This is a genomic window from Shewanella sp. SP1S1-7, assembly GCF_031932105.1.
Classification (GTDB): domain Bacteria; phylum Pseudomonadota; class Gammaproteobacteria; order Enterobacterales; family Shewanellaceae; genus Shewanella; species Shewanella baltica.
In genome coordinates, this window is record NZ_JAUOEU010000035.1 from 1 (window position 1) to 26,274 (window position 26,274).

At 46.9% G+C, this 26,274-nt stretch carries 17 protein-coding genes and 1 riboswitch; of the genes, 11 read left to right on the forward strand and 6 right to left on the reverse strand.

The genetic code is table 11. The features are described 5' to 3' along the window. Nucleotides 1-918: 918 nt before the first annotated feature. Together Q4Q49_RS19550 and Q4Q49_RS19555 are read right to left on the reverse strand one after the other, a co-directional pair. Nucleotides 919-3,996 (reverse strand): transglycosylase domain-containing protein, encoded by a 3,078-nt coding sequence (locus Q4Q49_RS19550; protein WP_300477857.1) that lies wholly within the window; start codon nt 3,994-3,996, stop codon nt 919-921. 135 nt (nt 3,997-4,131) lie between these two features. Then, nucleotides 4,132-4,710 carry a thymidine kinase gene (locus tag Q4Q49_RS19555; RefSeq protein ID WP_006082333.1) on the reverse strand — a complete coding sequence of 193 codons (579 nt, stop codon included), beginning with the start codon at nt 4,708-4,710 and terminating at the stop codon, nt 4,132-4,134. A 542-nt stretch (nt 4,711-5,252) separates the two neighbouring features. Here Q4Q49_RS19555 and Q4Q49_RS19560 point away from each other — a divergent pair. Beyond that, a complete protein-coding gene (locus tag Q4Q49_RS19560; RefSeq protein ID WP_312000214.1) occupies nt 5,253-7,358 on the forward strand; it encodes a multiheme c-type cytochrome in 2,106 nt (701 codons plus the stop codon). A 203-nt stretch (nt 7,359-7,561) separates the two neighbouring features. Then, nucleotides 7,562-9,712 carry a M3 family metallopeptidase gene (locus Q4Q49_RS19565; protein ID WP_312000215.1) on the forward strand — a complete coding sequence of 717 codons (2,151 nt, stop codon included), beginning with the start codon at nt 7,562-7,564 and terminating at the stop codon, nt 9,710-9,712. A 173-nt stretch (nt 9,713-9,885) separates the two neighbouring features. Here Q4Q49_RS19565 and Q4Q49_RS19570 read toward each other — a convergent pair whose 3' ends face one another. From Q4Q49_RS19570 to Q4Q49_RS19580, 3 genes are all read right to left on the reverse strand, one after another. Continuing rightward, nucleotides 9,886-11,454: a Na+/H+ antiporter NhaC family protein gene (locus tag Q4Q49_RS19570; RefSeq protein WP_063884897.1), complete on the reverse strand. Its 1,569-nt coding sequence runs from the start codon at nt 11,452-11,454 to the stop codon at nt 9,886-9,888. 79 nt (nt 11,455-11,533) lie between these two features. Beyond that, a riboswitch (Lysine riboswitch) is annotated at nt 11,534-11,730 on the reverse strand. Nucleotides 11,731-11,825: 95 nt separating this feature from the next. Beyond that, complete coding sequence (locus tag Q4Q49_RS19575) at nt 11,826-12,752, reverse strand: FAD-binding protein (RefSeq protein WP_312000216.1); 927 nt, start codon at nt 12,750-12,752, stop codon at nt 11,826-11,828. Then, nucleotides 12,753-13,502, reverse strand: a complete 750-nt coding sequence (locus Q4Q49_RS19580; protein WP_006082338.1) for an electron transfer flavoprotein subunit beta/FixA family protein — start codon at nt 13,500-13,502, stop codon at nt 12,753-12,755. It abuts the gene before it with no gap. A gap of 310 nt (nt 13,503-13,812) precedes the next feature. Between Q4Q49_RS19580 and Q4Q49_RS19585 the strand changes: the two genes are divergently transcribed. The 7 genes from Q4Q49_RS19585 to Q4Q49_RS19615 all read left to right on the forward strand — a co-directional run bounded on the left by Q4Q49_RS19585 (nt 13,813) and on the right by Q4Q49_RS19615 (nt 22,734). After that, complete coding sequence (locus tag Q4Q49_RS19585; protein WP_006082339.1) at nt 13,813-14,205, forward strand: H-NS family nucleoid-associated regulatory protein; 393 nt, start codon at nt 13,813-13,815, stop codon at nt 14,203-14,205. A 215-nt stretch (nt 14,206-14,420) separates the two neighbouring features. Further along, the gene (locus Q4Q49_RS19590; protein ID WP_312000217.1) at nt 14,421-17,510 is read left to right on the forward strand and encodes an amidohydrolase family protein; all 3,090 of its coding nucleotides are present in this window, start codon (nt 14,421-14,423) and stop codon (nt 17,508-17,510) included. Beyond that, entirely contained in the window at nt 17,510-18,856 is a 1,347-nt protein-coding gene (locus Q4Q49_RS19595; RefSeq protein WP_312000218.1) for an amidohydrolase family protein, read from the forward strand. The genes Q4Q49_RS19590 and Q4Q49_RS19595 overlap by 1 nt, the downstream gene beginning before the upstream one ends. A 78-nt stretch (nt 18,857-18,934) precedes the next feature. Then, nucleotides 18,935-19,315 (forward strand): Rcs stress response system protein RcsF, encoded by a 381-nt coding sequence (gene rcsF, locus Q4Q49_RS19600; RefSeq protein WP_312000219.1) that lies wholly within the window; start codon nt 18,935-18,937, stop codon nt 19,313-19,315. Between the two features lie 157 nt (nt 19,316-19,472). After that, nucleotides 19,473-20,207, forward strand: coding sequence for a tRNA (N6-threonylcarbamoyladenosine(37)-N6)-methyltransferase TrmO (gene tsaA / locus Q4Q49_RS19605; protein ID WP_259571389.1), 735 nt, complete (start codon nt 19,473-19,475; stop codon nt 20,205-20,207). Then, nucleotides 20,208-20,852, forward strand: a complete 645-nt coding sequence (locus Q4Q49_RS19610) for an acyltransferase (RefSeq protein WP_312000220.1) — start codon at nt 20,208-20,210, stop codon at nt 20,850-20,852. It abuts the gene before it with no gap. A 166-nt stretch (nt 20,853-21,018) separates the two neighbouring features. Further along, nucleotides 21,019-22,734, forward strand: coding sequence for a proline--tRNA ligase (locus Q4Q49_RS19615; RefSeq protein WP_312000221.1), 1,716 nt, complete (start codon nt 21,019-21,021; stop codon nt 22,732-22,734). A 117-nt stretch (nt 22,735-22,851) separates the two neighbouring features. Here the strand turns inward: Q4Q49_RS19615 and Q4Q49_RS19620 are convergent, their stop codons facing one another. After that, nucleotides 22,852-23,775 carry a helix-turn-helix transcriptional regulator gene (locus tag Q4Q49_RS19620; protein WP_312000228.1) on the reverse strand — a complete coding sequence of 308 codons (924 nt, stop codon included), beginning with the start codon at nt 23,773-23,775 and terminating at the stop codon, nt 22,852-22,854. A 186-nt stretch (nt 23,776-23,961) separates the two neighbouring features. Between Q4Q49_RS19620 and panB the strand changes: the two genes are divergently transcribed. Next, a complete protein-coding gene (gene panB, locus Q4Q49_RS19625; RefSeq protein ID WP_311991116.1) occupies nt 23,962-24,804 on the forward strand; it encodes a 3-methyl-2-oxobutanoate hydroxymethyltransferase in 843 nt (280 codons plus the stop codon). A 136-nt stretch (nt 24,805-24,940) separates the two neighbouring features. After that, nucleotides 24,941-26,092, forward strand: coding sequence for a patatin-like phospholipase family protein (locus Q4Q49_RS19630; RefSeq protein ID WP_106651022.1), 1,152 nt, complete (start codon nt 24,941-24,943; stop codon nt 26,090-26,092). Nucleotides 26,093-26,274 lie beyond the last annotated feature (182 nt).

Consider the following 26,274-nt stretch of genomic DNA (forward strand, 5'->3'; position numbering starts at 1 on the left):
ATCTCATCATGGAATTGTTGCAGAAGTGATGACATGGTAGACCTCCTAGGTAAGGGATTATCCCTAGGAGTAAGTGTGGAACAGTGGTTCGCTTTGGGCTCCGCGCAGCGGCTTAGTTCAACATTTTATTAGTGCGCATGCGCGTTTACCTTATTAGACCAGTAAAAACGCGCATCATTAACTGCTTGTATTGCAAAGAACTTATCAGCTTTTTATCAAATACACCATCCGGAAAAACGCGCATGCGCGTTTTCCAAACCTATTAACTAATTTTGGAAAAGTATATACAAATGATTTTAAAGGGTTTTGTTAATTTTAGGCTGGATAAACGCGTAAACTAATGAGTTTAAAAACACTCAAAAGCATCTAAATTTAAATACGACTGTATACCCATATATTGTTAGTCGCTTTACGGTAGGGCCAAACATTGGGTAAATAGATGAGATTTTGTAGGGCAATTCATTCGTCAGTTTTCAATTCACTAAATGAATGCTAGCCAGCTTTGGGGCAAAAGCTTTTTAGGATGGACTTGTGAATTAGGGACTTAGTTAAGATTGGCATTGTTGCACCAGTGACCTTCTAAAACATGGATGTTTTGGTAGAGCCCTCAGGGACGAGTTTATGGCGTGTCACTGGGAAAACAATGACAATTAATGCTGCGTAACTCAGTTGTCTTGCTTTGGGCATTTTCAAGTCAGAGAATGCCGTTAATCGGCCAAAACTCCTGCTATTTAGGCGGACAGTTTAATTATTCATGATAAATCTTTATCGCTTGGTATGAGACGTTATAACCCTCCTACACGAATCGATAGAGAATTTAAGCCTTAAAACGACAAAGAGTGTTCATCAGGAACACTCTTTGTCGTTAGTGGGCAGTTGCTAGATTGCAATTGCTAGCACGGCTCTAACCTGCTGTCTTTATTCGTTTACCACGCACATACCCTGCTCGGTTTTCACATAGGGAGACAGAATAGGCATCATGCCCTTCATCACTTGTAATGGCAGCGCCGAGGTAAAACTAAAATCATCGGATTTACTGCCGGGCACGAAGGCGGTCAAAGTACCAAAGTATTTGTCACCTAGATAAAACACGAAGGTCGCGGTGCGGTTCATCGCCGTAGTCGCCACTTTTTTACCTTGCTGCATCTGAGTCACAATACGGTTATCACCGGTGCCGGTTTTCCCGCCTATGGCTAACATGCCACCTTTTTCATCGGTAAAAATGCCCTTCAAACGACGGGCGGTACCGTTTTGCACTACGTTCGCCAGCGCAGCTTTTAAGGCTTGTGCCACTTCATGGCGCATGACTCGCTCACCTTGGGTGTTCTGATTCTCCAGCGTCACTTCGTATGGTGTATCCGCGGCAAAATGCAGCTGATTGATACGCACGGTAGGCAAACGATAGCCATCATTCTGAATAATGCCCATCAGCTCGGCTAAAGCAGCTGGTCTATCTCCCGAGCTGCCGAGCGCCGAACCTAAGGATGGCACCATAGCATCAAAGGGGTAACCTAAACGCGCCCAACGCTGATGTATGTCGAGGAAGGCTTCCACTTCAAGCATCACTTGCACTCGAACGTCACGGGCGTTTTTATGTCGCGTCCTAAATAACCAACGATAAACCTCTTGGCGTTGTGCTTCACTCGCCTGTTTCACATCGTTCAAATTGGCATCGGGATTGTGATTAAGATAATCCAGCACCCACAATTCCAACGGATGCACCCGTGCGATATAACCTTGATCCGGCAGGTTATATTTATCAGGACCGTACTTGTTATATAAGCTCTTAATACGACCATCGGTATAACTCACCTGCGGCAATCTTTGCTGCAGAAAAGCCTTAAATGCCGACATAGGTTCATCGGGCAAGAGGTAGCGATACGCCGACGTTAATTGTTGCTCCGACTGGGATAAACCGTCGAAGAACATTCCAAAACGCTCATTCGCGGCCACTTTTTTATACTTGCGATAAAACTTAGTGACGAAGGTATTACCCTCTCTATCGGCAAATACCCGCAGGTATTCGTCGCGGCGCGGATCTTTATCATTACGTAGCAACTGGGCCATATTGCCCTCATTTTGCATACTGCTGCTGTAATTGACTATGTCACGCATGAGGCGCACAAACGGCAAGTTAATCGAATCCTGCAAAGCTTGGTAGAGTGTCGGTGTCTTAACATCTTCCGATTTTTTAAAGTTATTAAACACATGCAAACCGCCACCGGTAAAGAACTGCTCACTGGTTGAGGCAGAATATTCCCGCTGTAGCGCCGCATCTAACATGCGATCTAAACGTCTATCAGGATTCACAATCAAGTAATCAATCGCCCAACGGGTTAAGTGATCCCTAGGTTCGATAATGATAGATTCCAGTTCAATACCATGTTTTTTCGAATATTTTTCGTGGATCTCGGCGATGATTTCTAAGTAGGTCGCCATCACCCGCAATTTAGCGGTTGAACCCAGTTCCAACTTACTGCCTTCGTTAATATCAAAGGGTTGGTCGGTACTGTCGGTCTGCACACGAACTCGGTTGGCGGTGTCGGTACGCTCGTAAAGCGTAAAGCTATACAGCACGTTTTGCAGTTGGCTTGGCTCGAGTAAACGCTCGCCCAATAAACCCACTTGCTCAGCGGTCGACACTTGCGCCAGGCTGCGTAAGTAGTGACTCACTTGCTGCTGTAAATCACTGTGTAAGCTACTGTTGACCGTCAAGTCGAGTCGGTCTAAATCGTACAGCCCCACATTTAACATGCCCGCGGTACGAATACGCACTGTATTCACGCCCTTATCGGCGCCCGATTGAGTATTTCGTTGCGGCTTTGTGACCCTAAACTGCAATTTCTGCGCGAGTGCGGCATCACGCAGACCACGGTCAATAAGGTAATATTGGCCGAGTAAGCGGATATGGCTATCGACTAAATTTTCAAGATCTTCATGACCTTGCAATAAATAGTATGAAGGGCGACGTTGAGCGATCATCAGCGCGACCACTTGGCGGAATACTTGTCCACGCTTGGCGGCATTACCCTTGATTTGTGGCGATGCTAACAGCTTGTTTGCGGTATCGAAATCGGTGCCAAACCAAGCCCACAGCCCATCACCAATACCATGCACTTCACCATGATTTGGCGCCGAGGATAATGGCACTGTGTTTAAATAATCTTGGACGATGCGCTTACGAGCGGGTTCGGTATTCTCACCTTGCTGGTACACGCGCACACTGGCCGAGCCAATTTGTAATAACTTATCCTTGATGCTCAAGGTTAAGCCTTGGGAAGAATGGCGGAATTTTTCAATCTGAGTCGCCAGCGTACTGCCACCGGCGGTGGACACATTCATGCCGACCATCTCTGCAATTTGGCTCATCCCCGCCACCACAAAGCGTGGCCAGTCGATCACGGGATTGAGTTTGTCTTCCGTGGTCCATAACTCGCGGTTTTCAATAAACAATAAGGTATTAACGATTTCATTGGGGATCTTATCGTCGTCCTGATAAACCCGTTTAGGATAGGCGAACTCGTACAAATCGGTATTGCGACAATCGAGCAGCGTTAAGCCAGATTGTGCCTTTTCGTGGTAAGGCGGGAAAAATCCCAGCTGCGCGTATTCCTGCAAGGCAGGCGAAAACGCCACTTGCTGCGTCACCTGAAAATTCCGTTGCATTAATCGGTCGATATACTGGGGTAACTTACTATAACCATGGCGCTCATCAAAGGGGCCATAACTTGGATAAATCACCGCTGTGCTCGGTGAGTTTTCTAATTCATAGGTGAGCGTCTTAGCATATTGATTGATGTATTTAGCTTGATAAAACGAGGTTTTCACCTCAAGGCCAATCAGTAATGCGATACAGCAAATCAAGATAAAAAATAAGAACCAGACTCTGCCCTTTGATCTGGCTTTACGCGGAGTCTTAACCTTCACCTTAGGTTCAGGTTGTGGTGGACGAGGACGATAATTTTCGAACTTCATCTCTGACGGGGAATTAGGCAAAACAGCTCCAAAAAAACACTAAAATAAATATCTTTCATGCAACTCAGCAAATCCGTTGCCACTCAGTAAAACAAGACATTAATCCATTAAGCCACACAAAAAAACTCACCGCCAACGACACCCAGCTAGCAAAGACTAATCCCAGATGAACTCACGAAAATGTTTACGGCAAACGGACTCGTAGCTTTCATTACCGCCAATCGCCACTTGCTCGCCCTCGCGCATCACTTTGCCGTCACCGTCGAGGCGCACCACCATGTTGGCTTTGCGGCCACAATGGCAAATGGTTTTCAGCTCAACCAACTTATCGGCCCACGCTAATAAATAATGACTGCCGCTAAAGAGTTCACCTTGGAAATCTGTTCTTAGGCCATAGCAGAGTACGGGAATATCAATATTATCGACCACATGCGTCAGCTGCTTTACCTGTTCTTTACTCAAAAACTGGCACTCATCCACCAACACACAACTTAATGGCGTGGCTTGATGCACATCGCTAATCATCTGAGTCAGATCATCTTGGCTACTAAAAACCTGTGCTTCGGTTTCAATGCCGATACGCGAAGCCACTTTACCTTTGCCATATCTGTCATCTATGGAGGCTGTCATCACCAAGGTATTCATACCGCGTTCGCGGTAGTTATAGGATGACTGTAATAGGGAAGTGGATTTACCCGCGTTCATCGACGAATAATAAAAATACAATTGAGCCAAGACTTATACCCTTTAAAAAACGTTAACGCTTACGCGTCTGCCACCAGAGCCAAATTGGGCGCTAGTCTAACATTGCGCTTCACATCAGAACACTAGCAGCCACTAAGCTTTTATCATGAAATTCTGCATCGGCGCCGACTTATCCAGCGTTTTACTCCCCCATCGTCGAGTTAAACATCTCCAGCCCACTTTATTTAATGCTCTCCACGATAAAAACCATCACCAGCAGCCAAATGATTAAATTTTGTTAACACAAGCTTAACTGAACCTTAAATATTGTTTTATAAGGAAATAGTGAATAAAGCTAAATTTCAAAAGTGAGATCTACCTCCAAAGTATTAGGTGTTAATGGGGTTGCGCTCAAAAAACAAACATAACGTTAACAGTAGTATTTCATTCGAGACAAAACGTGCTCAATTTAAAAAAAGAAAGTATTCGATAGCTTGCAAATTAAATCTAACGGTCAAAGCACTAATCTACCCTGCAAACTTTAGTGCTCCACTCCGTCCTTTATGCGCATATTGGATCAAATGGAGATAATGATGAGAATTTTCACCTCTAGAAAACTGGCATACTTAGTGGCTTTAGCACTAACTGGTGCCCTTGTTGGTTGTGGCGATGATGGCAAAGATGGTGTCGATGGCGCACCAGGAACGCCCGGTATTCCGGGAACACCAGGTACGCCTGGCACACCCGGAGAACCTGGAACACCGCCCCCAGTCACTAGCTCAACGCTGACGAACGTCAAAGTGATCAACTACAGCTTTGGCGAAGGCAGTATCAGTTACGAATTTGAAATTACCGATGAGAATAATAATTTAATCAACGGGCTGCAAAACGCAGAGGCTAAAGTCGCGGCGTTAACCGATAAAGGTTTCATCAATAACCGTACCGAAAGTGATCTTAATGGCGTTGCAGACAATGTGCATATTGGTGGCGCGGCAACTCAAGCGACAGAAGGCGCCACACTGACCTCTTTAGGCGACGGTCACTACACTTTTGTGGCCCCAATGTTAGGGGTAAACCCGAGCACTGAAGGTATTGTGTGGTTACGCGTTGGCGGCAATAGCGCAACAGGTATCGCACGTTCAGCCCCCTTAGTTGTCAATAAACCCGAAGGCACTCATTCCACCACAACCGATAGTTGCTATTCGTGTCACGTCGATTACGCAACCAGTCCTCGCCGCCATGCAAGCTATGTTGCAACCGGTATGGACGGTGAAGTCACTTTCGTAGAAGGCTGTTTAGCATGTCACGGCTCAGTGAGTCGCGGCGCTGTCAATGCGGAAGGTTTCTCTGTAGGTGGCTATGCGACTAACACCCTGTCTAAGATTGGCCATGTTAATCACCAAGATTTTACTAAAGACTTTTCAGTACAAAACTGTACATCTTGTCACGTTGAAGCTCCAACTAACATCAACGTAGCAGGACCCGGTTGTATCGATTGCCATGATAGCGGTGGTGTGCCAGGTGTCATCATCCCAAGTAATGGTGCCGATGTCCGTACTATGCATGAAGGTAAGTCAGGTATTACTGAACGCCAAGCTATTCGCGCTAAGTACAAAGTGACATTAGCGGCCCCAGTTAAAGTCGATGATATATCAACGAAAACAGATCACTATGCGCCAACAGGTGCTGCCGCCGCAGTCGCCGCCCCAGGCTGGTGTACAACACTTACTGTAAAGGATGTTGATGGCAATATCTTTAGTATCAAAGATAACTTCAACTACTCAGATCCGCTGGTGTTTGATGCCAAGAAACCGCTGGTCTATGCCAGTGCCTATCTGCACGCCTATGACAATGGCAGCTTAGTGGGCCGCCCAGGTAACCGTACTAACTATTACTATGGTTACAACACCGACGGCACTAAGAATATCTGTCACTTACTGACGGATATCAGCGCAGTGAATGCTAACTATGTCTACTCTGCCCGCGTGACATTCAGTACCGCAGGTTGGATGGAATATGATGGCAATCAACGTTATCAAAGTAATGGCAGCCTAAGAGCGACAGGTTATGACGGTTCTATGGGCGTATCCTTTACCGCCTACTCAGACGTCGTTAACCCAGTCACGGCTCAAAAAGTCTCTGGCTTCGAACGTCGTGAGATAGTGAGCGCTAACAGCTGTACCACTTGTCATAACGATGCCACTGCATTCCACAAAAATGGGGCCTTCGATGACGGCGGTAATGGTTGTATTGCTTGCCATGACAACGGCATGGCACGGACATCAGCCGCCTTAGGCGCAGGTTTTGGTCCTATGGTTCACAGCTGGCACTGGGGTAATGGCGCTAAAGTCGGTGAAATGAAAGCGGATGGAACTCAAGCGAATGCGGCTAACGGTGCAGGTGCGATTGAAGCCTCTACTAGCTGCGTTGCCTGTCACGAAAAAGCGATTGATTTAGATAACATTCCTAATCAATACATTTTGGAACCCGGCAGCAAGATGACCAGCCCTGTATCTGCAAACTGCTATGCCTGCCATACGATTGATTCTGCGAAAGCGCATATGGTGAGCAACGGTGGTGAGATCAGCGTTCCTAGCGTGGCAGATTGGTTTAAACAACCAACGACTGAATCCTGTGCAGTATGTCATAACACAGGTAGAAGCTCTGGTATTGATAAATACCACAAGTTTACTCGCTAATTAATCATTTCATCATCGCATGATTAAATAGTCAGTAAAAAGCGGTACCGATTTTCCCTGCAAGGAAATCGCCAAAGGAGTCTCAGCAACACGGGACTCCTTTTTATTTAGATACAGCCCCATAACAAGCCATTTTCAGTCCCATTTAAGTTACTAACGTTACAGTCCTAAAAAAACAACAATTCAAAGGAAGTCACTCAATTATGCGTAAACGTTTTATTGCCATCGCCATCGGCGCCACACTCACCGCCGGATTTATGGCAGGTTGTAGCAACACAGAAAGCAAAGCCCCTAACGCCATGTCGGTACAAGTCCAAAACCCCTTGTTTCAAGTCAGTAATCTGCAATATCAAGCGCCCGACTTTAGCCTCATCAAGAATGAGCATTTTACGCCTGCCCTAGAGCAAGGCATGGCCGAGCACTATCAAGAAATCCTCGCGATTGCGAATAATCCCGCAGCGGCGACCTTCGATAACACGATTGTGGCTATGGAGAAAAGTGGCGCTCTGCTCAGCCGTGCATCGAGTGTGTTTTATAATCTAGCGGGTTCGAACAGCAATCCAGAGCTGCGAAAAATTCAAGGTGAAATGGCGCCCAAAATGGCGGCCCACTCGGACAATATCAACTTAAATCCAGCGCTATTTGCCCGCATCGAAGCCATTTATAACGATCGCGCTAACCTAGGGTTAACCCCAGAAGCCGTGCGTTTGGTTGAGGTCTATCATCAACGCTTTATCATGGCGGGCGCAAAACTCACCGACGAACAGAAAGTGAAGATCCGTGCTCTTAACGAAGAACAGTCAACACTGACCAACGAGTTCTCCCAACGTTTACTGCGCTTAACCAAAGAAATCGCCGTGGTCGTGGAGTCTAAGGATGAGCTTGCAGGATTAACTGACAGCGAAATCACTTCGGCCGCAAACGATGCTAAAGCGGCGGGTCACGATGGCAAGTATCTGATCAACATCACCAACACCACTCGCCAGCCCGTATTGGCGTCACTGGAAAACCGTGAACTGCGCCAACGCATTTGGGAAGCCTCTGCTAACCGTGGCTTAAGTGGTGAAAACGAAACCGCATCTTTAGTGTCTCGTTTAGCGCAACTGCGCGCTGAGCGCGCCGCGCTATTAGGTTATGAAAACTGGGCGAGTTATCGCCTAGCGCCGCAAATGGCCAAAACGCCAGAAGCGGTTTACAGCATGTTTGGCTCTATGGTGCCAGCCGTAGTCGCTAATACAGAGAAAGAAGCGGCCGATATTCAAGCTATGATCGACAAGACTGGCGGCAAATTTGAACTGGCGCCATGGGACTGGGAATTCTACGCCGAGAAAGTCCGCCAAGAAAAATACGCCCTCGATGCCAATAGCATTAGACCATATTTTGAGTTTAACCGCGTCCTCGAAGATGGCGTGTTCTACACCCTCAAAGAACTCTATGGCGTCACCCTAAAACCTCGCCCAGATTTACCGGTTTATCATCCCGATGTGAAAGCCTACGAAATGTTTGATGCCGATGGCTCAAGCATGGCCATTTTCTACGCCGACTATTTTGCCCGTGAAGGTAAACGTGGCGGCGCTTGGATGAGTTCGTTTGTAGGCCAATCCTTCCTCGAAGGCACTAAGCCTGTCGTGGTTAACGTGATGAACATTAAGAAGGCACCAGAGGGTCAACCGACCTTCGTCAGCTACAACGAAGTCACCACTATGTTCCACGAAATGGGCCACGGCACCCACGGCATGTTCTCCAAAGTGACTTACCCAAGTCTGGCAGGCACTTCGGTTTCCCGTGACTTTGTAGAATTCCCATCAACCTTCGAAGAAGACTGGGCGGCCCATCCCAAAGTGTTGGCCAACTACGCTAAACACTATGAAACGGGCAAACCCATTCCCGATGAACTGCTGCAAAAACTGTTGAAATCAGGCAGCTTTAACCAAGGTTTCGATACGTTAGAATATATGGCTGCGGCGCTCGTAGACATGGAATGGCATTCATTAAGCCCAGATGCACAGTTGCAAGATGTCGCCACCTTTGAAGCCAATGCACTGAAAAAGCACGGCTTAAACATCAGCGCCGTGCCGCCACGCTATAAATCGACCTACTTTGCCCACGCCTTCCCCGGTGGTTACTCGGCAAGTTATTACGCGTATATGTGGAGTGAGATTTTAGCGGCGGATGCCTTTGCCTATGTGCAAACCCAAGGCGGGCTCAATCGTGAAATCGGCATGAAATACCGCAGAACCATTCGTGAAGTGGGCAACAGTATTGCGCCAATGGAAGCCTACAAAAACTTCCGTGGACAAGAGCCTACGACACAAGGATTACTTAAACGCCGCGGGCTAGACCAAACACTTTAAGCTGCAAAAAACCTAAGCGGCAAGTAGCCTAAGTTAAGTACTGATAGCCTTAATGTGATTAGGTTAAAGATAGAGATAGAGCGTTAACCAAAAAAATCAGCCAGCATAATGCTGGCTGATTTATTTTGACTTATTCGCAGTAAACCTTTGCCGTGCAAAGTTTCAATTAGCGTTTAGCTAATTGCGCCTTTAGATTTGATTTTTAGCACTATGATGCTAACCACAAACACCACACTACAGGCCACTAAACCTGCGACGACTGACTCAGTAAATCCAAGTACGACATAACCCGTTAAGCTAATAAACGCCGCAATCAATGCATACGGTAGCTGAGTGACGACATGGTCGATATGGTGACAACTCGCGCCCGTAGACGACAAAATCGTGGTATCGGAAATCGGTGAACAGTGATCGCCAAATACCGCGCCCGCCAGCACAGAGGCAAGCATAGGTAACATCATGCCAGTGTGACTTCCCATCGCCATATCCGCAGCAATCGGCAACATGATACCGAACGTGCCCCAGCTAGTACCGGTTGAGAACGCAGTAATACCCGCTAACACAAACATAAGCGCTGGCAAAAACGCGAACGGAATATTGCCCGTCGCGAGACTCGCCATAAACTTACCAGTTTCGAGCTGGCCAATCACGCCTGCGATAGTCCAAGCAAATAACAGGATATAAATCGCTGGCAGCATAGAGCGAGCGCCCTGCACTATGCCTTTGACTATCATTGATTTCTCAACGCCTTGGACTAAATTCAATATCAGCGAAATCGCTAAACCGATTAATGCACCAAAGAAAAGGGATGAACTGACATCGGTTTTCTCAAACGCTGAAATAATATTAAATTCAATCCCTTCAGCGGCAAGTACTTGAGCGCCACTGTTGATCATAAAATACAGGGTCGCAAATACCAGCACAGTAATTGGCAGGAATAAGCCTAAGATCTTACCGGTTTCGGCTTCGGGTAAATCCGCATTCGCCCCTGGCGGTAATCCCTTTGACTCATCGTATAAATTACCACGTTGGGCATTGAGTTCATGCTCGCGCATTGGCCCAACATCTAATCCCATAAAAACTACGAAAAGTAATAATAACAAAGAGAAGATTGCGTAGAAATTCATTGGGATCATTTGAATAAAAATACTCAAATGACCCGTATCAGCAAAACCGTGGGCCGTTAATATTCCACCAATAAGCGCAATAATATAGGCGCCCCAACTTGATACAGGAGAAATAACGCACACAGGAGCGGCAGTCGAATCTAATAAATAAGCTAACTTAGCGCGGGAAATATAATAACGGTCGGTAACAGGTCTAGCGACCGAACCTACGACTAAGCTATTGAAATAGTCGTCAATAAAAACCACACACCCTAAAAACATGGTTAATAGTTTAGCGTCACGTTTATTACGTATATGTAAACGCGCCCAATCGGCAAAAGCCCGCGCGCTGCCACTGACAGTAATTAACGCTGTGATCATTCCCAGTACAATTAAGAAACCGAGAATATATAAGTTCCACGAATTAAGGCCTTCGCCCGTCCAAAAAAGTCCTTTAACGCCATTAAATACAAATTCACCCGTCGCTACAGGTGAAAATTGATTGAGCAATAAAGCACCAATTAAAATCCCTAACCCCAAAGAAAGCAGTACACGGCGAGTTAAGATCGCCAACACAATAGCCACCGCAGGCGGCAGCAAGGAAAGTGCCGAATCGGCATAATTCATAACAGTCATTGATTATTATCTTCGTTAAATACGAATGGAGGGCGACTGAACTGGTGGGGAAAGGCAATAGATACCCAAGGTCACCTGTCCTATCAGTAGCGCTCCATAGTAACTATTTCCAATATCCGTATCGGAAAATACTATGGCAGTGTTGCACCTATTAGGTACAACCCCAGCAGTTGATCGTGATAAATCGAACCACTTCGGCACCAAATCCTTTCGCAATCGATCAACGGAATCACCCTACTGATCACTACTAATATTTGGCGCGCCTCTACTTCTAAGAACGCCCGTACCCGAGCGTGAGGCACATAAAAACATAAGCGGCTTAGCAGATGCTAGCGCAAAGCCACTTAATGTGACCTAGATCACAGATTAAATCAACCGAGACTTGTGATCAGCTCAGGAACCGCCTCAAATAAGTCCGCAACTAAGCCATAATCGGCAACTTGGAAAATAGGCGCTTCCGCGTCTTTGTTAATAGCAACGATAACTTTTGCGTCTTTCATGCCCGCTAAATGTTGAATCGCGCCAGAAATCCCCACGGCAATATACAAGTTAGGCGCAACGATTTTACCGGTTTGACCGACTTGTAAATCGTTAGGCACAAAGCCAGCGTCAACTGCCGCGCGTGATGCGCCAACCGCAGCACCGAGCTTGTCAGCAAGCTGCTCTAACATGCCGAAGTTTTCACCACTGCCCATACCACGGCCGCCAGAAACAATAATGCCAGCATTACCTAACTCTGGACGGGCTGATACCGTCAAAGATTGAGAAACAAACTGAGTTCTCGCTTCAAACACTTTATCGAGTGTCGTCACAGCCGCGCTGTTACCTTCTGGTGCAGCATCAAAGGCACTGGCGCGTACTGTCATCACTTTGATGGCATCATGGCTTTGCACTGTCGCTAAGGCGTTACCCGCATACACAGGGCGCACAAAAGTGTCAGCATTGACGACGGTAATGACTTCAGATATTTGCGCAACATCTAATAATGCTGCCACACGCGGAAGCGTGTCCTTACCTAAGCTCGAAGCAGAAGCCAGAATGTGGCCATAGTTTGGCGCTAAGTCCACCAGCAATTTGGCAAAATTTTCCGCTAAATGCGCTTCATACACGCTAGCATCGGCAACGAGCACTTGGCTAACGCCTTGTAGTGCTTGTGCAGCTTGGACAACCGCGCCACATTGGTGACCCACAACCAGTACATGCACTTCATCGCCAATAGCGCGGGCGGCAGTGACGATTTTTGCCGTATCGAGTTTCAGTGCGGCATTATCATGTTCAGCTAATACTAAAATGGCCATTTAGATCACCTTCGCTTCATTTTTTAACTTTTCAACTAGCTCAGCTACCGACGCTACCATGATGCCTGCTTTACGTTCTGCTGGCGGAGTGACCTTCACAACCGTTTGGTGACTCTTTAATGTCACGCCTAAGTCGGCCACAGTAAAGACTTCTAATGGCTTACGCTTGGCTTTCATAATGTTAGGCAGTGAAGCATAACGAGGTTCGTTCAAACGTAGATCGGCAGTCACAACTGCAGGCAGCGGCATAAGTAAAGTTTGCATACCACCGTCAACTTCGCGAGCGACTTGCACAGATTGGCCTTCCAATTTGATTTCAGAAGCAAAGGTCGCCTGTGGCATATCCATCAGCGCCGCGAACATTTGACCAGTTTGATTGTTATCGCCATCGATAGATTGCTTACCAAAAATCACCAGTTCAGCTTGTTCTTTGTCTTGTACCGCTTTGAGCAATTTGGCGATAGATACTGGCACCAGTTCTTCTTCAGTATCGATATGAATCGCACGGTCTGCGCCTAATGCGAGCGCGGTACGTAATTGTTCTTGCACGGCTTTATTACCAATACTGACAACAACCACTTCAGTAGCGCTACCCGCTTCTTTTAAACGAACCGCTTCTTCTACTGCGATTTCACAAAAAGGGTTCAACGCCATTTTTAGGTTTGCAGTGTCAACACTTGTATTGTCAGCTTTGACCCTGACCTTCACATTGGCATCAACAACGCGCTTAACGGGCACCAATACTTTCATAGGGTTTCCTTCCTACACTTTCATGTACATGGACAAAACATTGGTTAATACCAATGCAGGATAGAGCAACTTTACGTCCTGTTAACGTTAACGTCAACCAAAGTCAAACGCCTGTTTGCATTTTTTAATCCGCGCAACGGCTACTTTTTTGGACACTTATTTGAGTAAATAAGAAAAGTTCAAAATATAAATAATATTTAATTTACTTAAAACGCATAATTTTATTTGATTCGAGCTATATTAGTTTCTATCATTTAGGTGTTGTTCACCATTATCCTGTATTAAAAATTAGAGTGGGACGAAAATAGATATGAGCGAATTTTTAGAGATATTAACTCACGGCCGTCGTTTTAAAGCAGCAGTTAAAGAACTTAGCGTTGAAGAGTTACGTGATTTAGCCGACAAATTAGATAAAATTTTAGTAGAACGCGAGTCTATGGCTGAGGAAGAAGAACAAGCCATGGCAGCTCGTAATGCTAAGATTGAAGAAATCCGTCAACAAATGGAAGCCGTTGGTTTATCAATTGATGACTTAGGTGGCGTAGCTGTTAAAGCAACCGCGAAAAAACGCGCTCCTCGTCCAGCTAAATACCAAATCGAAGTTGACGGTGAAATGGTTCAGTGGACTGGCCAAGGCCGTATGCCAACCGTATTTAAGAACGAGATCAACAAAGGTCGTTCTATGGAAGATTTCTTAATCTAATCCAATTCGGTGTGGCGGTTCGAGTAACCAACACCCATTTGCATAAAAGCTCGCATTCATTGCGGGCTTTTTTATATCCATTATTGGCTGCAATCTAAAACGACAAGCGTAAATCCCACACCTCATCCCTGCTCAAATTGCGTTACAATTCAACCTTAGTATTTACATCTGCTTTCAGTTACTCTTTATTCACCCTCACTCGATTGAATAAAATAATGCAGATAAACAATAAGATAATTATAAGCTGCAGCATAATCGCTAGCTTAGTCTCACAGACCACATATGCCCAAATCAATACAGGGACAACCTCCAATAAACTCACGGCTTTTACCCATGCTGAATTAATCATTGCGCCGGGTAAGCGTTTAAGTGATGCCACTTTATTGGTTGAAAATAATCGAATTAAAGCCATTATTGAGCACGGTGACATTCCCGCTGGCGCATTTAAAATCGATTTGAGTGGTTATACTATTTACCCTGGATTTATCGATCCTTTCACCGATTATGGGATTGAGTTCGAATATCCAAAACTTGGGCTCACTCGTCCTGTCTATGATATTAAACGTATCGGTGGCAATGCAGACAATGGTGCAATTCATTCTGAAAAAGAATGGTTTAATTACGTTTATCCCAATAAAGAACGCGCTAAAGAGTGGATCAATAATGGCTTTACGAGTGTGCAAAGTAGCAAACTCGACGGAATCTTCCGAGGGACGGGTGTTAGCCTGTCATTAGCAGACAAAACCGCCAACGAAGTGATTTATCGTGCCCGCAGTCAACCTTTTATGGCATTTGATAAAGGCTCATCTGAACAAGATTATCCCTCATCATTAATGGGCAGTATTGCACTTATTAGACAAACCTTTGCCGACGCCAATTGGTATAACCAAAATAAAAACAAATCGGCCAATGGTGCAATAAACAATCAAGTCGAATTTAATATCGCCTTTGAGCGCTTAGATAATTTAGCCGATAAGCAAATTATCATTGAAACCAGAAATCTCAACGATCAATTGCGCGCCGCCCATTTACTCAAAGAACATAAACTGTCAGCCAATCTACTCGGTAATGGTCAAGAATACTCGCGCATCAATGAGTTAAAGGCGCTGAACTACCCGTTAATCTTGCCTTTAAACTATCCGCAGGCGCCTGATGTCGGGACAGATGATGCCGATCGCGAAGTGTCACTGGCGGATTTAAGACAGTGGGAACGTGCGCCAACCAATCCAGCAGAAGTTGCCAAAGCGGGTATTCCCTTCGCGCTAACGCAGTTTGGTATTAAGACCGATGCTTTTTGGCCGCGCCTGCGCCAAGCCATTACTCAAGGTTTAACTGAAGAGCAAGCCTTAGCCGCACTGACCACCCAAGCCGCCGAGATGACGGGCACCGCCGATTTTACCGGCAAACTAGCACCCGGTTACATGGCAGACTTTGTAGTCACTAAGGGCAATATTTTTAAAGAGGGCCAGATCTACAGTGTTTGGTTGCAAGGTCAGGAGCAAAGTCTTCGCTCACTGCCCCAAGCACGATTACTGGGCGATTATCAATTAAGCCTCAATAACCTCACACTGGATTTATCACTGCAAGATGTGAGTAAAGGGGATAAACCCAAAATCCAAGGTAGCTTAAGCAGTGGCGAGCAAAGTATCGCGCTCACCCAACTTAAGTTAGATGACGACGGTCGATTAAGCTTTACTGCCGATTTGAGCGCCGCTGGCATCAATGGCCTTAGCCGCTTTACGCTGTGGATGGCCGATGACGGTATTCAGGGCCGCATGGTCGATGCCAAGAGTCGCACCACAAATGTTGCCGGTATTGCGATAGCGCAAACTGCAGCGGTTGATAATGCTACTCAAGATGACCATCAAGCGCCCAAGGATAAAGCTAACACAAGTCTAGTGAGTCACCTCACCTTCCCTAACGTTGCTTATGGACTGAGCGAAGCACCTAAGGTCGAGAAGCTGCACATCAAAAATGCCACCCTGTGGACCTCGGATAAGCAAGGCATTCTCGAACATGCTGATCTCTTGATGGCCAATGGCCGCATCGAAAAAATTGGCCAGCAACTCAGTACGCCTTCTGGTTATCAAGTCCTAGATGCAACAGGTAAACATCTTACTGCGGGCATTATTGATGAACACTCGCATATCGCCATTAATGGTGGCACCAACGAAGGCACGGATGCCGTAACCTCTGAGGTACGGATTGGTGATGTGATTAATCCCGACGATATTTCACTCTATCGCGCCTTAGCGGGCGGCGTCACCAGCGCACAAATACTCCACGGCAGCGCCAATCCTATTGGCGGCCAATCGCAACTGATCAAAATGAAATGGGGCGAAACGGCCGAGCAACTTAAATTTGCTAACGCGCCCGCCAGTATCAAGTTCGCGCTTGGTGAAAACGTTAAGCAGAGCAACTGGGGAGAGAAATTTGTACAACGCTTCCCGCAAACGCGTATGGGAGTCAAAGCCTTATTTGAAGAGACCTTCGATGCCGCCATCGCCTATGAGAATGCGTTAAAAGCCTATGATGACCTGCGCTCCAGCGATAAGAAAAAAACCGTCGCACCGCGCCCAAGTTATCGCCTGCAGGCGGTGGCCGAAGTATTAAATCAGCAACGTGATGTGCACATTCATTCTTACGTGCAGTCAGAAATCCTGATGTTTATCCGCCTAGCCGAGGCCTATCGCTTTAAAGTGCAAACCTTTACCCATGTGCTCGAAGGTTACAAAGTAGCGAGTGAACTGGCCGCCCATGGCGCTGGCGCCTCGACCTTTGCCGATTGGTGGGCCTATAAGTTTGAGGTGTACGACGCGATTCCGCAAAACGCTTGCCTGATGCAAAACAAAGGCGTGACCACCAGCATAAACTCAGACGACTATGAAATGCAGCGCAGACTCAACCAAGAAGCGGCTAAGTCTATGATGTATTGCAATATGTCGAAGGAAGATGCTTGGAACATGGTCACCATCAATCCAGCCAAGCAATTAAGAGTCGATGAATTTGTGGGTTCACTCACCCCAGGAAAAATGGCCGATATCGTGCTGTGGAACGCAGAGCCATTGTCGATTTACGCCAAAGTGACGCAGGCATGGGTTGAAGGAAAACGCTATTTTGACCGCGATCAAGACCAAGTCGCCCAGCAAGCAGTAGTCAACGAGCGCGCCGCACTTATCCAAAAAATTCTCAGCAGTGATGATCAAGCCAAAGCGGGTGAAAAAGTCACGCCACTTAACGAGCCACAGTGGCACTGCGACACCCACTATCAGGCATGGGGCCACACTCATGGGGGAGCCAAATAATGCAACATTCATCTAAACCCGTTTTGTTTGCGGCGCTACTGGGCGCGATTTGCACCACGCTGACCCCAGCGATAGCAAGCGATATCGTGCCAACACCTAAACAAAGCCGCAGCGTACTGATAAAAAACGCCACAGTGCACACAGTCAGTCAAGGCGTGCTCAGCAACACTGATGTCTTGATTGAAAATGGCAAGATCACGGCCGTTGGGCCTCAACTGACCAGCCAAATCAACAGTGCAACCGCAAAAACCAATGACACTCAAGTCGTCGATGCCAGCGGTAAACATTTGTATCCGGGCTTAATCGCCCTAGACACCAGCTTAGGTTTGGTCGAAATTGAAATGAGCCGCCCCACGGTTGATAACGCCGAGGTGGGTTATATCAACCCGCAGATCAGCACAGCCACGGCTTACAATCCAGATTCTGAGCTCATCCCGACCATACGTTTCAACGGTATTACCCACGCGCAAATCGTCCCGAGCGGCGATGGTATTGCTGGGCAATCGGTACTGGTGAATCTTGATGCGTGGACGATTGAGGATGCGCTGACCCTCAGTGCTGGGCAGTTCCATGTCTATTGGCCGCAAATCAAACGCATGCCAGAAGATGAAAAAAAGAAAGCCAAAGCCATCGAGAAAAATCAGCAGGCGATCGACCAGCTCAATATCGCCTTTGAAGATGGCTATCGCTATTTCTTAAGTGATAAAGCCAAGGGCAAAGATAAAACCAAGGATGAAGACCCACAGTCTGCAACCAACAACCTGCGCTGGCAGGCCATGTTGCCGCTATACCAAGGTAAAGCGACACTGTTTGCCCATGCCGACACTGTTGGCCAAATTGAGCAAGTGATTGCCTTGACGAAAAAATACCAATTCAAATTGGTGATTGTCGGCGGATACGATGCATGGCGATTGGCCTCAAGCCTGAGGGAAGTTAAGGCTGGGGTCATTTATCCTCATACCTTGAGTTTGCCTAAGCGTAAAGATGAACCAGTAGATTTGCCCTTTAAAATCCCCTCCTTGCTCGCCAATGCAGGAATCCCCTTCGCCCTTGGGTTCTCATCGGACTGGAATAGCCGTAACTTACCCTATGCAGCAGGTTATAGCGCCGCCTATGGTTTAACGCCTGAGCAAGCGCTTAAGTCCATCACCTTAGATGCCGCAGAACTGTTAGGTGTCGAGGATTTAGGGGCGATTGCAGTGGGATACCAAGGCAGTGTTGTATTGTCCGAGGGGGACATTCTCGACCCTATGACCAATAAGATAGAGGCTATCTGGATTGAAGGACGGCAGATAGATCTGAATAATCGCCATCAGCAGCTTTATCAAAAGTACCTTAAGCGGTAGAATTTACTCAGATAATAATATCGCATCGGCGCAGCCTACCAAGGCTGCGCAGTTTTCCCCTCAATCTCAGGTCAAACCATGAAAATTATCCTCTCAAGTGCATTAGTGCTACTGCTCAGTGCCTGTGCAAGCGACTACAGTTTTAACAGTAATTTGGACGGTGAGGCGATCAATGACTATTTCAAGGCATCCGATGTCACCCTCTATGAAGGCGATAACTTGCCAAAAGGTCATTACGAATTAAAAGGTTTGGTCCAAGGGGAATCCTGTCAGGCCGATGTCAACAGCGTACCTGCGTCATTAGCCGATGCCAGAACCGAAGCCCGCCGTAACGCCGCAGATAAAGGCGCTAACGGCATTATCATCAAACAATGTGTGATGTTAGATGAAGCCGCCCAAGGTTGTATCAGCCGCGCCCTGTGCGTCGGCCAAGCAGTTAAAACGGCTACCGCAGAGTAAGTCCCACGCTGAGTAAACAAACTGCTCGCGATTCGATGATCTGAGATTGCCCGTATCAACCGCTTCATGGCTAACGCTGCATAATTAGCGCTCAAAGATGGGCCTTAATGATGAGCTTAGGCGGTTGTTATATTTATCTTTTTAGGTAATTTTTTGCATGACATTTACCAACCAAATTGTCGCAGTAGCGACATGCCGCACGCCGTATAAACAAAAGTTTGGCATTCCAAGACAACCCGGACTCGTTGAGGCACGCGGCTATGTCGAACTTGAACCCCATGTCAATCATATCGATGCGGTGCGTGGCATAGAGCAATATTCCCATCTCTGGTTGCTGTTTTGCTTCCATGAAAATCTTGCCCAAGGTTGGAAAACCACAGTCAGGCCGCCGCGATTAGGCGGCAATGAAAAACTCGGCGTATTCGCCACTCGCTCCACTTTTCGCCCTAATGGCATAGGCCAGTCTGTGGTGAAACTGCACGGCGTAGTGCAACGCAAGGGCAAAGTGTGCCTCGAGATTTCCGGTATGGATCTGGTCGATGGCACGCCAATTATCGATATTAAGCCTTACATTCCTTTCTCGGATTCGATTACCGATGCTGTCGGCGGCATTGCTCAAGACGCCCCTAAACTGATTTCAGTGGTGTATTCCGATAATGCCGAGGCACAAATTGAGCGTTACGCCCAGCAGGAAACCTACACAGATTTAGCCGTACTTATCCGCGGAGTCTTGGGGCAAGATCCGCGCCCCGCCTATAAAAAAGCCAAAGACGATCCTAAGTTATATCAAGTCGCCCTCTATGATTTAGATGTGTTCTGGCAAATGGCGGCCGATGATAATGACCAAGAATACATCTTAGTATTAGAACTCAAACCGGGGAAATGTGGCTAAATGTCTGCGCCAACGCCTAGATCAGAGCCGGCATCTTTGCCTGATTATCAAAGCCAGCATAAAAAGCGTATCTCATGGATGCCGTGGCTGTATTTTTCTTTAAAAGAGAAACATTTAGTCTGGGCAAAACCTTGGCAGGATGAGATCCAAGCAAAGCTTTGTGCCCTCGAAACGGTCAACATCGGCGAGCACTGTTTTATCGCCCCCGAAGCGCAGTTATTCGCCGAACCCAATCGTGATATCCGCATGGGTAATCGCTGCATGATCGCCGCCGACTGTTTTTTACACGGGCCCATCACGCTAGGGGATGAAGTGGCGATTAATCATGGTTGCTCCTTCGATGGCGGTAGAGTCGGTATTCAGATTGGCAGCCAGACCCGCATCGCTAATAATGTCACTATTTATGCCTTCAACCATGGCATGGCGCCAGATACGCCCATCTATCAACAAGCTGCCAACTCCAAAGGCATTCTTATAGGTAAAGATGTGTGGATTGGCGCTCAGGCCGGCATAGTCGATGGTGTGACCATTGGCGATCACGCTGTGGTGGGTATGGGCAGCATAGTAACTAAAGATGTGCCCGACTGGGCGATAGTGGCAGGCAACCCCGCCAAAGTGATTGGCGATAGGCGCGATAAAAGCTAAATCGGCTGGTACAAATCGCCGATAAAATCGCTTTCCTTTGCCTCAGTAATCTTCTCAAAAATGCTATTTGTCTCCCAGCTAGTTGAATTTAACCTAAATACGTAGGTGACATCATCAAAGCAGGTGATAAAATGGCGACCATTCAACTCAAATTTGGACATCGGTAATGCGCGTCAGCAAGTACCTGCTATCAACACAGAAAGAAACTCCTGCCAACGCAGAAGTCATTAGTCATCAATTAATGTTACGTGCGGGCATGATCCGTCGTAATGCGTCGGGCCTTTATAGCTATCTCCCCACGGGCTTACGCGTACTGCGTAAAGTCGAAGCCATTGTTCGTGAAGAAATGAACAAAGCCGGTGCAATTGAAATTCTAATGCCTATGGTGCAACCGGCAGACTTGTGGGTAGAAACAGGTCGTTGGGAAAAGTTTGGTCCCGAGCTGCTGCGCTTTAAAGATCGCCACAATCGCGACTTCGTACTGGGCCCAACCCACGAAGAAGTGATCACTGACCTGATCCGTAAAGAAGTCAGCTCATACAAGCAATTACCGCTGAACCTTTACCAAATCCAAACCAAATTCCGTGACGAAGTTCGTCCACGTTTTGGCATGATGCGCTCACGCGAATTCTTGATGAAAGACGCCTACTCTTTCCACCTTGACGTCGATACCATGAATGAAACCTATGAGGCCATGTACAACGCCTACAGCAACATTCTAACGCGCATGGGCTTAGCCTTCCGTCCAGTATTAGCTGACACAGGTTCTATCGGTGGCAGCATGTCACACGAGTTCCACGTTCTGGCACAAAGCGGTGAAGATTTAATTGCTTACTCAACGGGCAGCGATTACGCGGCTAACATTGAGAAAGCTGAATCACCTATGCCAACTGAACCACGCGGCGCAGCCACTGAAGCATTGCGTTTAGTCGATACCCCAAATGCAAAAACCATTGCTGAATTGGTTGAGCAGTTTGATCTGGATATCACCAAAACTGTCAAAACCTTGATCGTTAAAGGTGCGACCGAAGCTGCTCCGCTAGTGGCGTTGATTGTTCGCGGTGACCATGAACTCAACGAAGTCAAAGCCGACAAGTTAGACTTAGTGGCATCACCAGTAGAAATGGCGCCAGAAGCGCTGATCCGTGACGCCATCGGCGCAGGTCCAGGTTCACTTGGCCCTATCGGTCTTAAAATCCCTATCGTTATCGATCACAGCGTTAGCGTCATGAGCAATTTTGCCGCCGGTGCTAACGTTGATGATAAACATTATTTTGGTATCAACTGGGAACGCGATCTGCCGACAGCGCAAGTTGCCGACATCCGTAACGTAGTCGAAGGCGAGCCAACACCTGATGGTTCAGGCACTTATGCTATGGCACGCGGTATCGAAGTGGGCCATATTTTCCAACTGGGCACTAACTATTCTAAATCGATGAACGCGACTGTACTTGACGAAAATGGCAAGTCACAGGTGCTACTGATGGGTTGTTACGGTGTCGGCGTGAGCCGTATTGTGGCAGCAGCCATCGAACAAAACTTCGATGACCGTGGCATCATTTGGCCAGAGGCGATTGCGCCATTTAGCGTGGGCATTCTGCCAATGAACATGCACAAGTCGCACCGCGTAACCGATATCGCCGAGCAGTTATACAAAGACTTAAACGAAGCGGGTATTGACGTATTACTGGACGATCGTAAAGAGCGTCCAGGCGTAATGTTCGCCGATATGGAACTGATTGGTATCCCACACACAGTGGTGATTGGCGATCGCAATATCGATGCTGGCGTATTTGAATACAAAAACCGCCGTACCGGTGAAAAGCAAGATATTCCATTTGATCAACTGCTCGACTTCCTGAAAAACGCAGTGAAAGGCTAAGCCTCAACGCGAAATATAGAAAAGCTTAACGATCAAAAACGAAACGCACTTAAGCCCAGCTTAAGTGCGTTTTTTTATTGGCTTTTTATTGGACTTTTATTGACCTTCGTCGATCACTCACGACATGACTTTTATCTGTAGCTGTTTATCTTTGTATTTTTGGCACTGTATTTTTGGCAAGGTATTTTGCGCTAACAGGTACTGACTCGGAGCGACGCCCATCAACTGCCTAAACATATAACCAAAGGCTGAACCCGAGGCATAACCTAAAGATAACGCTGTAGTGAGCACTGATTCACCTCGACTGAGCATTTGAATCGCCACCTGCAACCTAAGCCTTTGCAACCATTGGCTATAACTTAGCCCAGTTTGCTGTTTAAATAATCTCGCTAACGTGCGGGCCGAGGCGCCGACCTCCCGCTGCCAATCCACCAAAGTACGTTGCTCACTTGGATCCGCAAGCAAAGCCTCTGTAATGCGCAGTAATTTTTTATCCCTAGGATAAGGTAAATCCAAGGCGACCTTAGGGGCGAGCACAATAAAATCACGGATCACCATCAAGAGTCGCATGACGCTATCCTTAAAATCGGGATCAATCAGCCCAGCCTCACTCTTCATCAAGGCATTAGCCTCTTGCAGTAACAACTGCAAAACAGGCTTCACACTCAAACAAGTACAGTCGGGTGGAAAACCGCCTATCTGGGTGTCATCCAAATACAAACTGCTCAATTGCACCTGACCTAGCGCGATAACCTCATGATCGACAAAGGGAGGCACCCACACTGCTTGTTCAGGCGGCACTATGTAACGCCCCGCTGGCGTAATCACACTCAACACACCTTGGCTGGCATAAATGACCTGTCCCCAAGAATGACGATGGCGCTGCACATGTTCATACGGCATGAGTGTTCGCTTAAGCAACATGATGGACGCGCTTAGCCCTGCGGCGGCTAAACGTGAAGGTGCGACCTGAGTGTGCTGAGTGATGTGCTGCTGAGATAATGGAGTGTCAGTTACTTGACTCAAGGTGTTATCGCCCAAGGTGATTTTTATATCGAAGCTTCTTTTCGTATTCTCGAGCCTCTTCCGCATAAAAGCGCCTCTTTCTATAAAAGCACTTTTATGTATAGAAGTGTCTTTTTATCTAGATATTAAGTCAATCTATCGAGCTAACGCCAAAGCAGCAAGCGCTAACATGCCTCTCAGATTTAATAAATTGGAGATGACATGAGCATCCACATGAATAAAAACCGCGTAACGCCCGTTACCTTACAGAAAATGAAAGGCAAAACGCCAATAGTCGCCCTCACCGCCTATGAAAAACCGATGGCGGAACTTATCGATCCCCATGTGGATATGATTATCGTCGGCGACTCCGTCGGTATGGTGGTTTATGGGCAAGACTCTACACTAGGGGTTACCTTAGAAATGATGATTAATCATGGTCTTGCTGTCACTCGCGGCGCAGCACATGCCTGCGTGATTATCGATATGCCCTTTGGGAGTTATCAAGAATCGCCTCAGCAAGCCTTTAGACATGCCAGCCAAGTATTAATACGTACTGGCGCGCAGGCGGTAAAACTCGAAGGGGGCGCAGAGATGCTCGACACCACTCGCTTTTTAACCCAGCGAGGCATCCCTGTGATGCCACACATAGGATTGATGCCACAACACGTCAATCAATTAGGTGGATTTAAAACCCAAGCAAGGGATGCTGCCGCCATCGAAGCCCTCGTTCGTTTAGCGAAAGACTTTGAGCAGGCTGGCGCTTTTAGCATACTGATTGAAGGCACATCCGAGCTCGCGGCGCGTACAGTAACGGCAGAAGTCTCAATCCCCGTAATCGGCATTGGCGCCTCACCCGCCTGCGATGGTCAAGTGCTCGTGACTGAGGATATTTTAGGCTTATTTTCTGACTACACGCCTAAATTTGCCAAACGCTATATCGACCTAAGCTCCTTAATCACTCACACCTGCGCCGAATACGCCAGAGAAGTAAGAACCGCTGAGTTTCCAACAGCAGAGCATTGTTTTGGCCTCAGCCAAACAATCAAGATTACAGCGGATTAATTGTCTAAAGCGAAATATTGCAGCAATCGAATAAACTATAAATCGAAATTTGCAACTAATTGAGTCTACCGACTTGCTTTTTATAGGAGGGCGTTGCTTTAATAAAACTATTAAAACAATAAATTGAGTCTGAAGATTGCCTACATCAACTGCATTAGTCTTAGGTGGCGGCGGCGCAAGAGCCGCCTATCAAGTCGGCGTGCTAAAAGCACTGGTTCAGCTTTATCCGCGTAATCATGGCATTCCCTTTAAAATCATTTGTGGCACCTCGGCAGGTGCCATTAATGGCACTTCCATTGCTACCCATGCTTCTTGTTTTCATCTTGGCGTCAAAAAGCTTGAATGGGTGTGGCGCCATTTTGAAACTCGCAAAGTCTATCGCGCATCCATCACTGGCGTGCTTGGTCACCTTGGTAAAATGGCACTCAAAGGCATGCAGGATGATAAGGTTAATACCGACGCTGGCAGTCTGCTCGATAACGATCCTCTTCGAAAACTGCTCAATGAATTAATCGATTTTAAACGCATCGATCGTAATATTCGCAGCGGCGCCCTCACCGCACTCAGCGTCGATGCCTCTTGCTACAACAACTCACGCTCAGTAAGTTTTTTCCAAGCATCACGGGATATCGAAAACTGGACCCGCGCTAGACGCAGTGGCGAACGTATGATGCTCAACACTGAACACCTACTCGCCAGTTCGGCCATTCCTATGGTGTTCCCCTCGATTAAACTCAACCAAGCCTATTATGGTGATGGTTCGGTCCACCAGCTAGCACCGCTCTCAAGCCCTATCCATTTAGGCGCAGAAAAACTCTTAGTCATTAACCTAGAGAGCCCACACAAACACTTCCCAATGGAACTGGAGTATCACCCGAAAACAGCAACCATAGCAGGCCACCTGCTCGATACTATCTTTTCAGATACCTTAAACAGTGACCTTGAGCGGCTCGAAAGGATCAACAACACCTTAAGTCTCATTCCCGAGTCAAGCCGCAACAAGCTGGCCTTGCATCCAATTAAAACCTTAGTCATCAAGCCCAGCGAAGACCTCAGTAAAATTGCCGCCCGCTTCTACGATGACATGCCATGGGCAGTAAAAACCTTACTCGGTTTTATCGGCATTGATAGGCAATCCGACTCGAGTATCGTGTCCTACCTGCTATTCGAAAAAACCTACACCAGCGCATTAATCGACTTAGGCTATAAAGATGCCATGGAGCAAATTGACGAACTAAAAGCGTTTTTTGGTTTAAAGTCAGAAAATAGCGCAGAATCTCATCGCTAACAGCTATGATGCAGCACTCATTGACTAAAGCAGATTTATAATGGCAAGTATCTATGACGTGTTCATAGCAAATATAAATAACTCATTAAAATAAATGGGCTTAGCTAAAGTTAAGTAAAATTTCAATCGAAAGCCTGAATCCTCTTTAGGATTTAAGATTGATCATTTAGCTAGTATCCCCT

What these genes read in the sequence shown, in the direction of transcription:
- Q4Q49_RS19560 (WP_312000214.1), top strand. Translation starts at nt 5,253, where the DNA reads ATGAGAATTTTCACCTCTAGAAAACTGGCATACTTAGTGGCTTTAGCA.
- Q4Q49_RS19565 (WP_312000215.1), top strand. Translation starts at nt 7,562, where the DNA reads ATGCGTAAACGTTTTATTGCCATCGCCATCGGCGCCACACTCACCGCC.
- Q4Q49_RS19570 (WP_063884897.1), bottom strand. Translation starts at nt 11,454, where the DNA reads ATGACTGTTATGAATTATGCCGATTCGGCACTTTCCTTGCTGCCGCCT.
- Q4Q49_RS19575 (WP_312000216.1), bottom strand. Translation starts at nt 12,752, where the DNA reads ATGGCCATTTTAGTATTAGCTGAACATGATAATGCCGCACTGAAACTC.
- Q4Q49_RS19580 (WP_006082338.1), bottom strand. Translation starts at nt 13,502, where the DNA reads ATGAAAGTATTGGTGCCCGTTAAGCGCGTTGTTGATGCCAATGTGAAG.
- Q4Q49_RS19585 (WP_006082339.1), top strand. Translation starts at nt 13,813, where the DNA reads ATGAGCGAATTTTTAGAGATATTAACTCACGGCCGTCGTTTTAAAGCA.
- Q4Q49_RS19590 (WP_312000217.1), top strand. Translation starts at nt 14,421, where the DNA reads ATGCAGATAAACAATAAGATAATTATAAGCTGCAGCATAATCGCTAGC.
- Q4Q49_RS19595 (WP_312000218.1), top strand. Translation starts at nt 17,510, where the DNA reads ATGCAACATTCATCTAAACCCGTTTTGTTTGCGGCGCTACTGGGCGCG.
- rcsF (WP_312000219.1), top strand. Translation starts at nt 18,935, where the DNA reads ATGAAAATTATCCTCTCAAGTGCATTAGTGCTACTGCTCAGTGCCTGT.
- tsaA (WP_259571389.1), top strand. Translation starts at nt 19,473, where the DNA reads ATGACATTTACCAACCAAATTGTCGCAGTAGCGACATGCCGCACGCCG.
- Q4Q49_RS19610 (WP_312000220.1), top strand. Translation starts at nt 20,208, where the DNA reads ATGTCTGCGCCAACGCCTAGATCAGAGCCGGCATCTTTGCCTGATTAT.
- Q4Q49_RS19615 (WP_312000221.1), top strand. Translation starts at nt 21,019, where the DNA reads ATGCGCGTCAGCAAGTACCTGCTATCAACACAGAAAGAAACTCCTGCC.
- panB (WP_311991116.1), top strand. Translation starts at nt 23,962, where the DNA reads ATGAGCATCCACATGAATAAAAACCGCGTAACGCCCGTTACCTTACAG.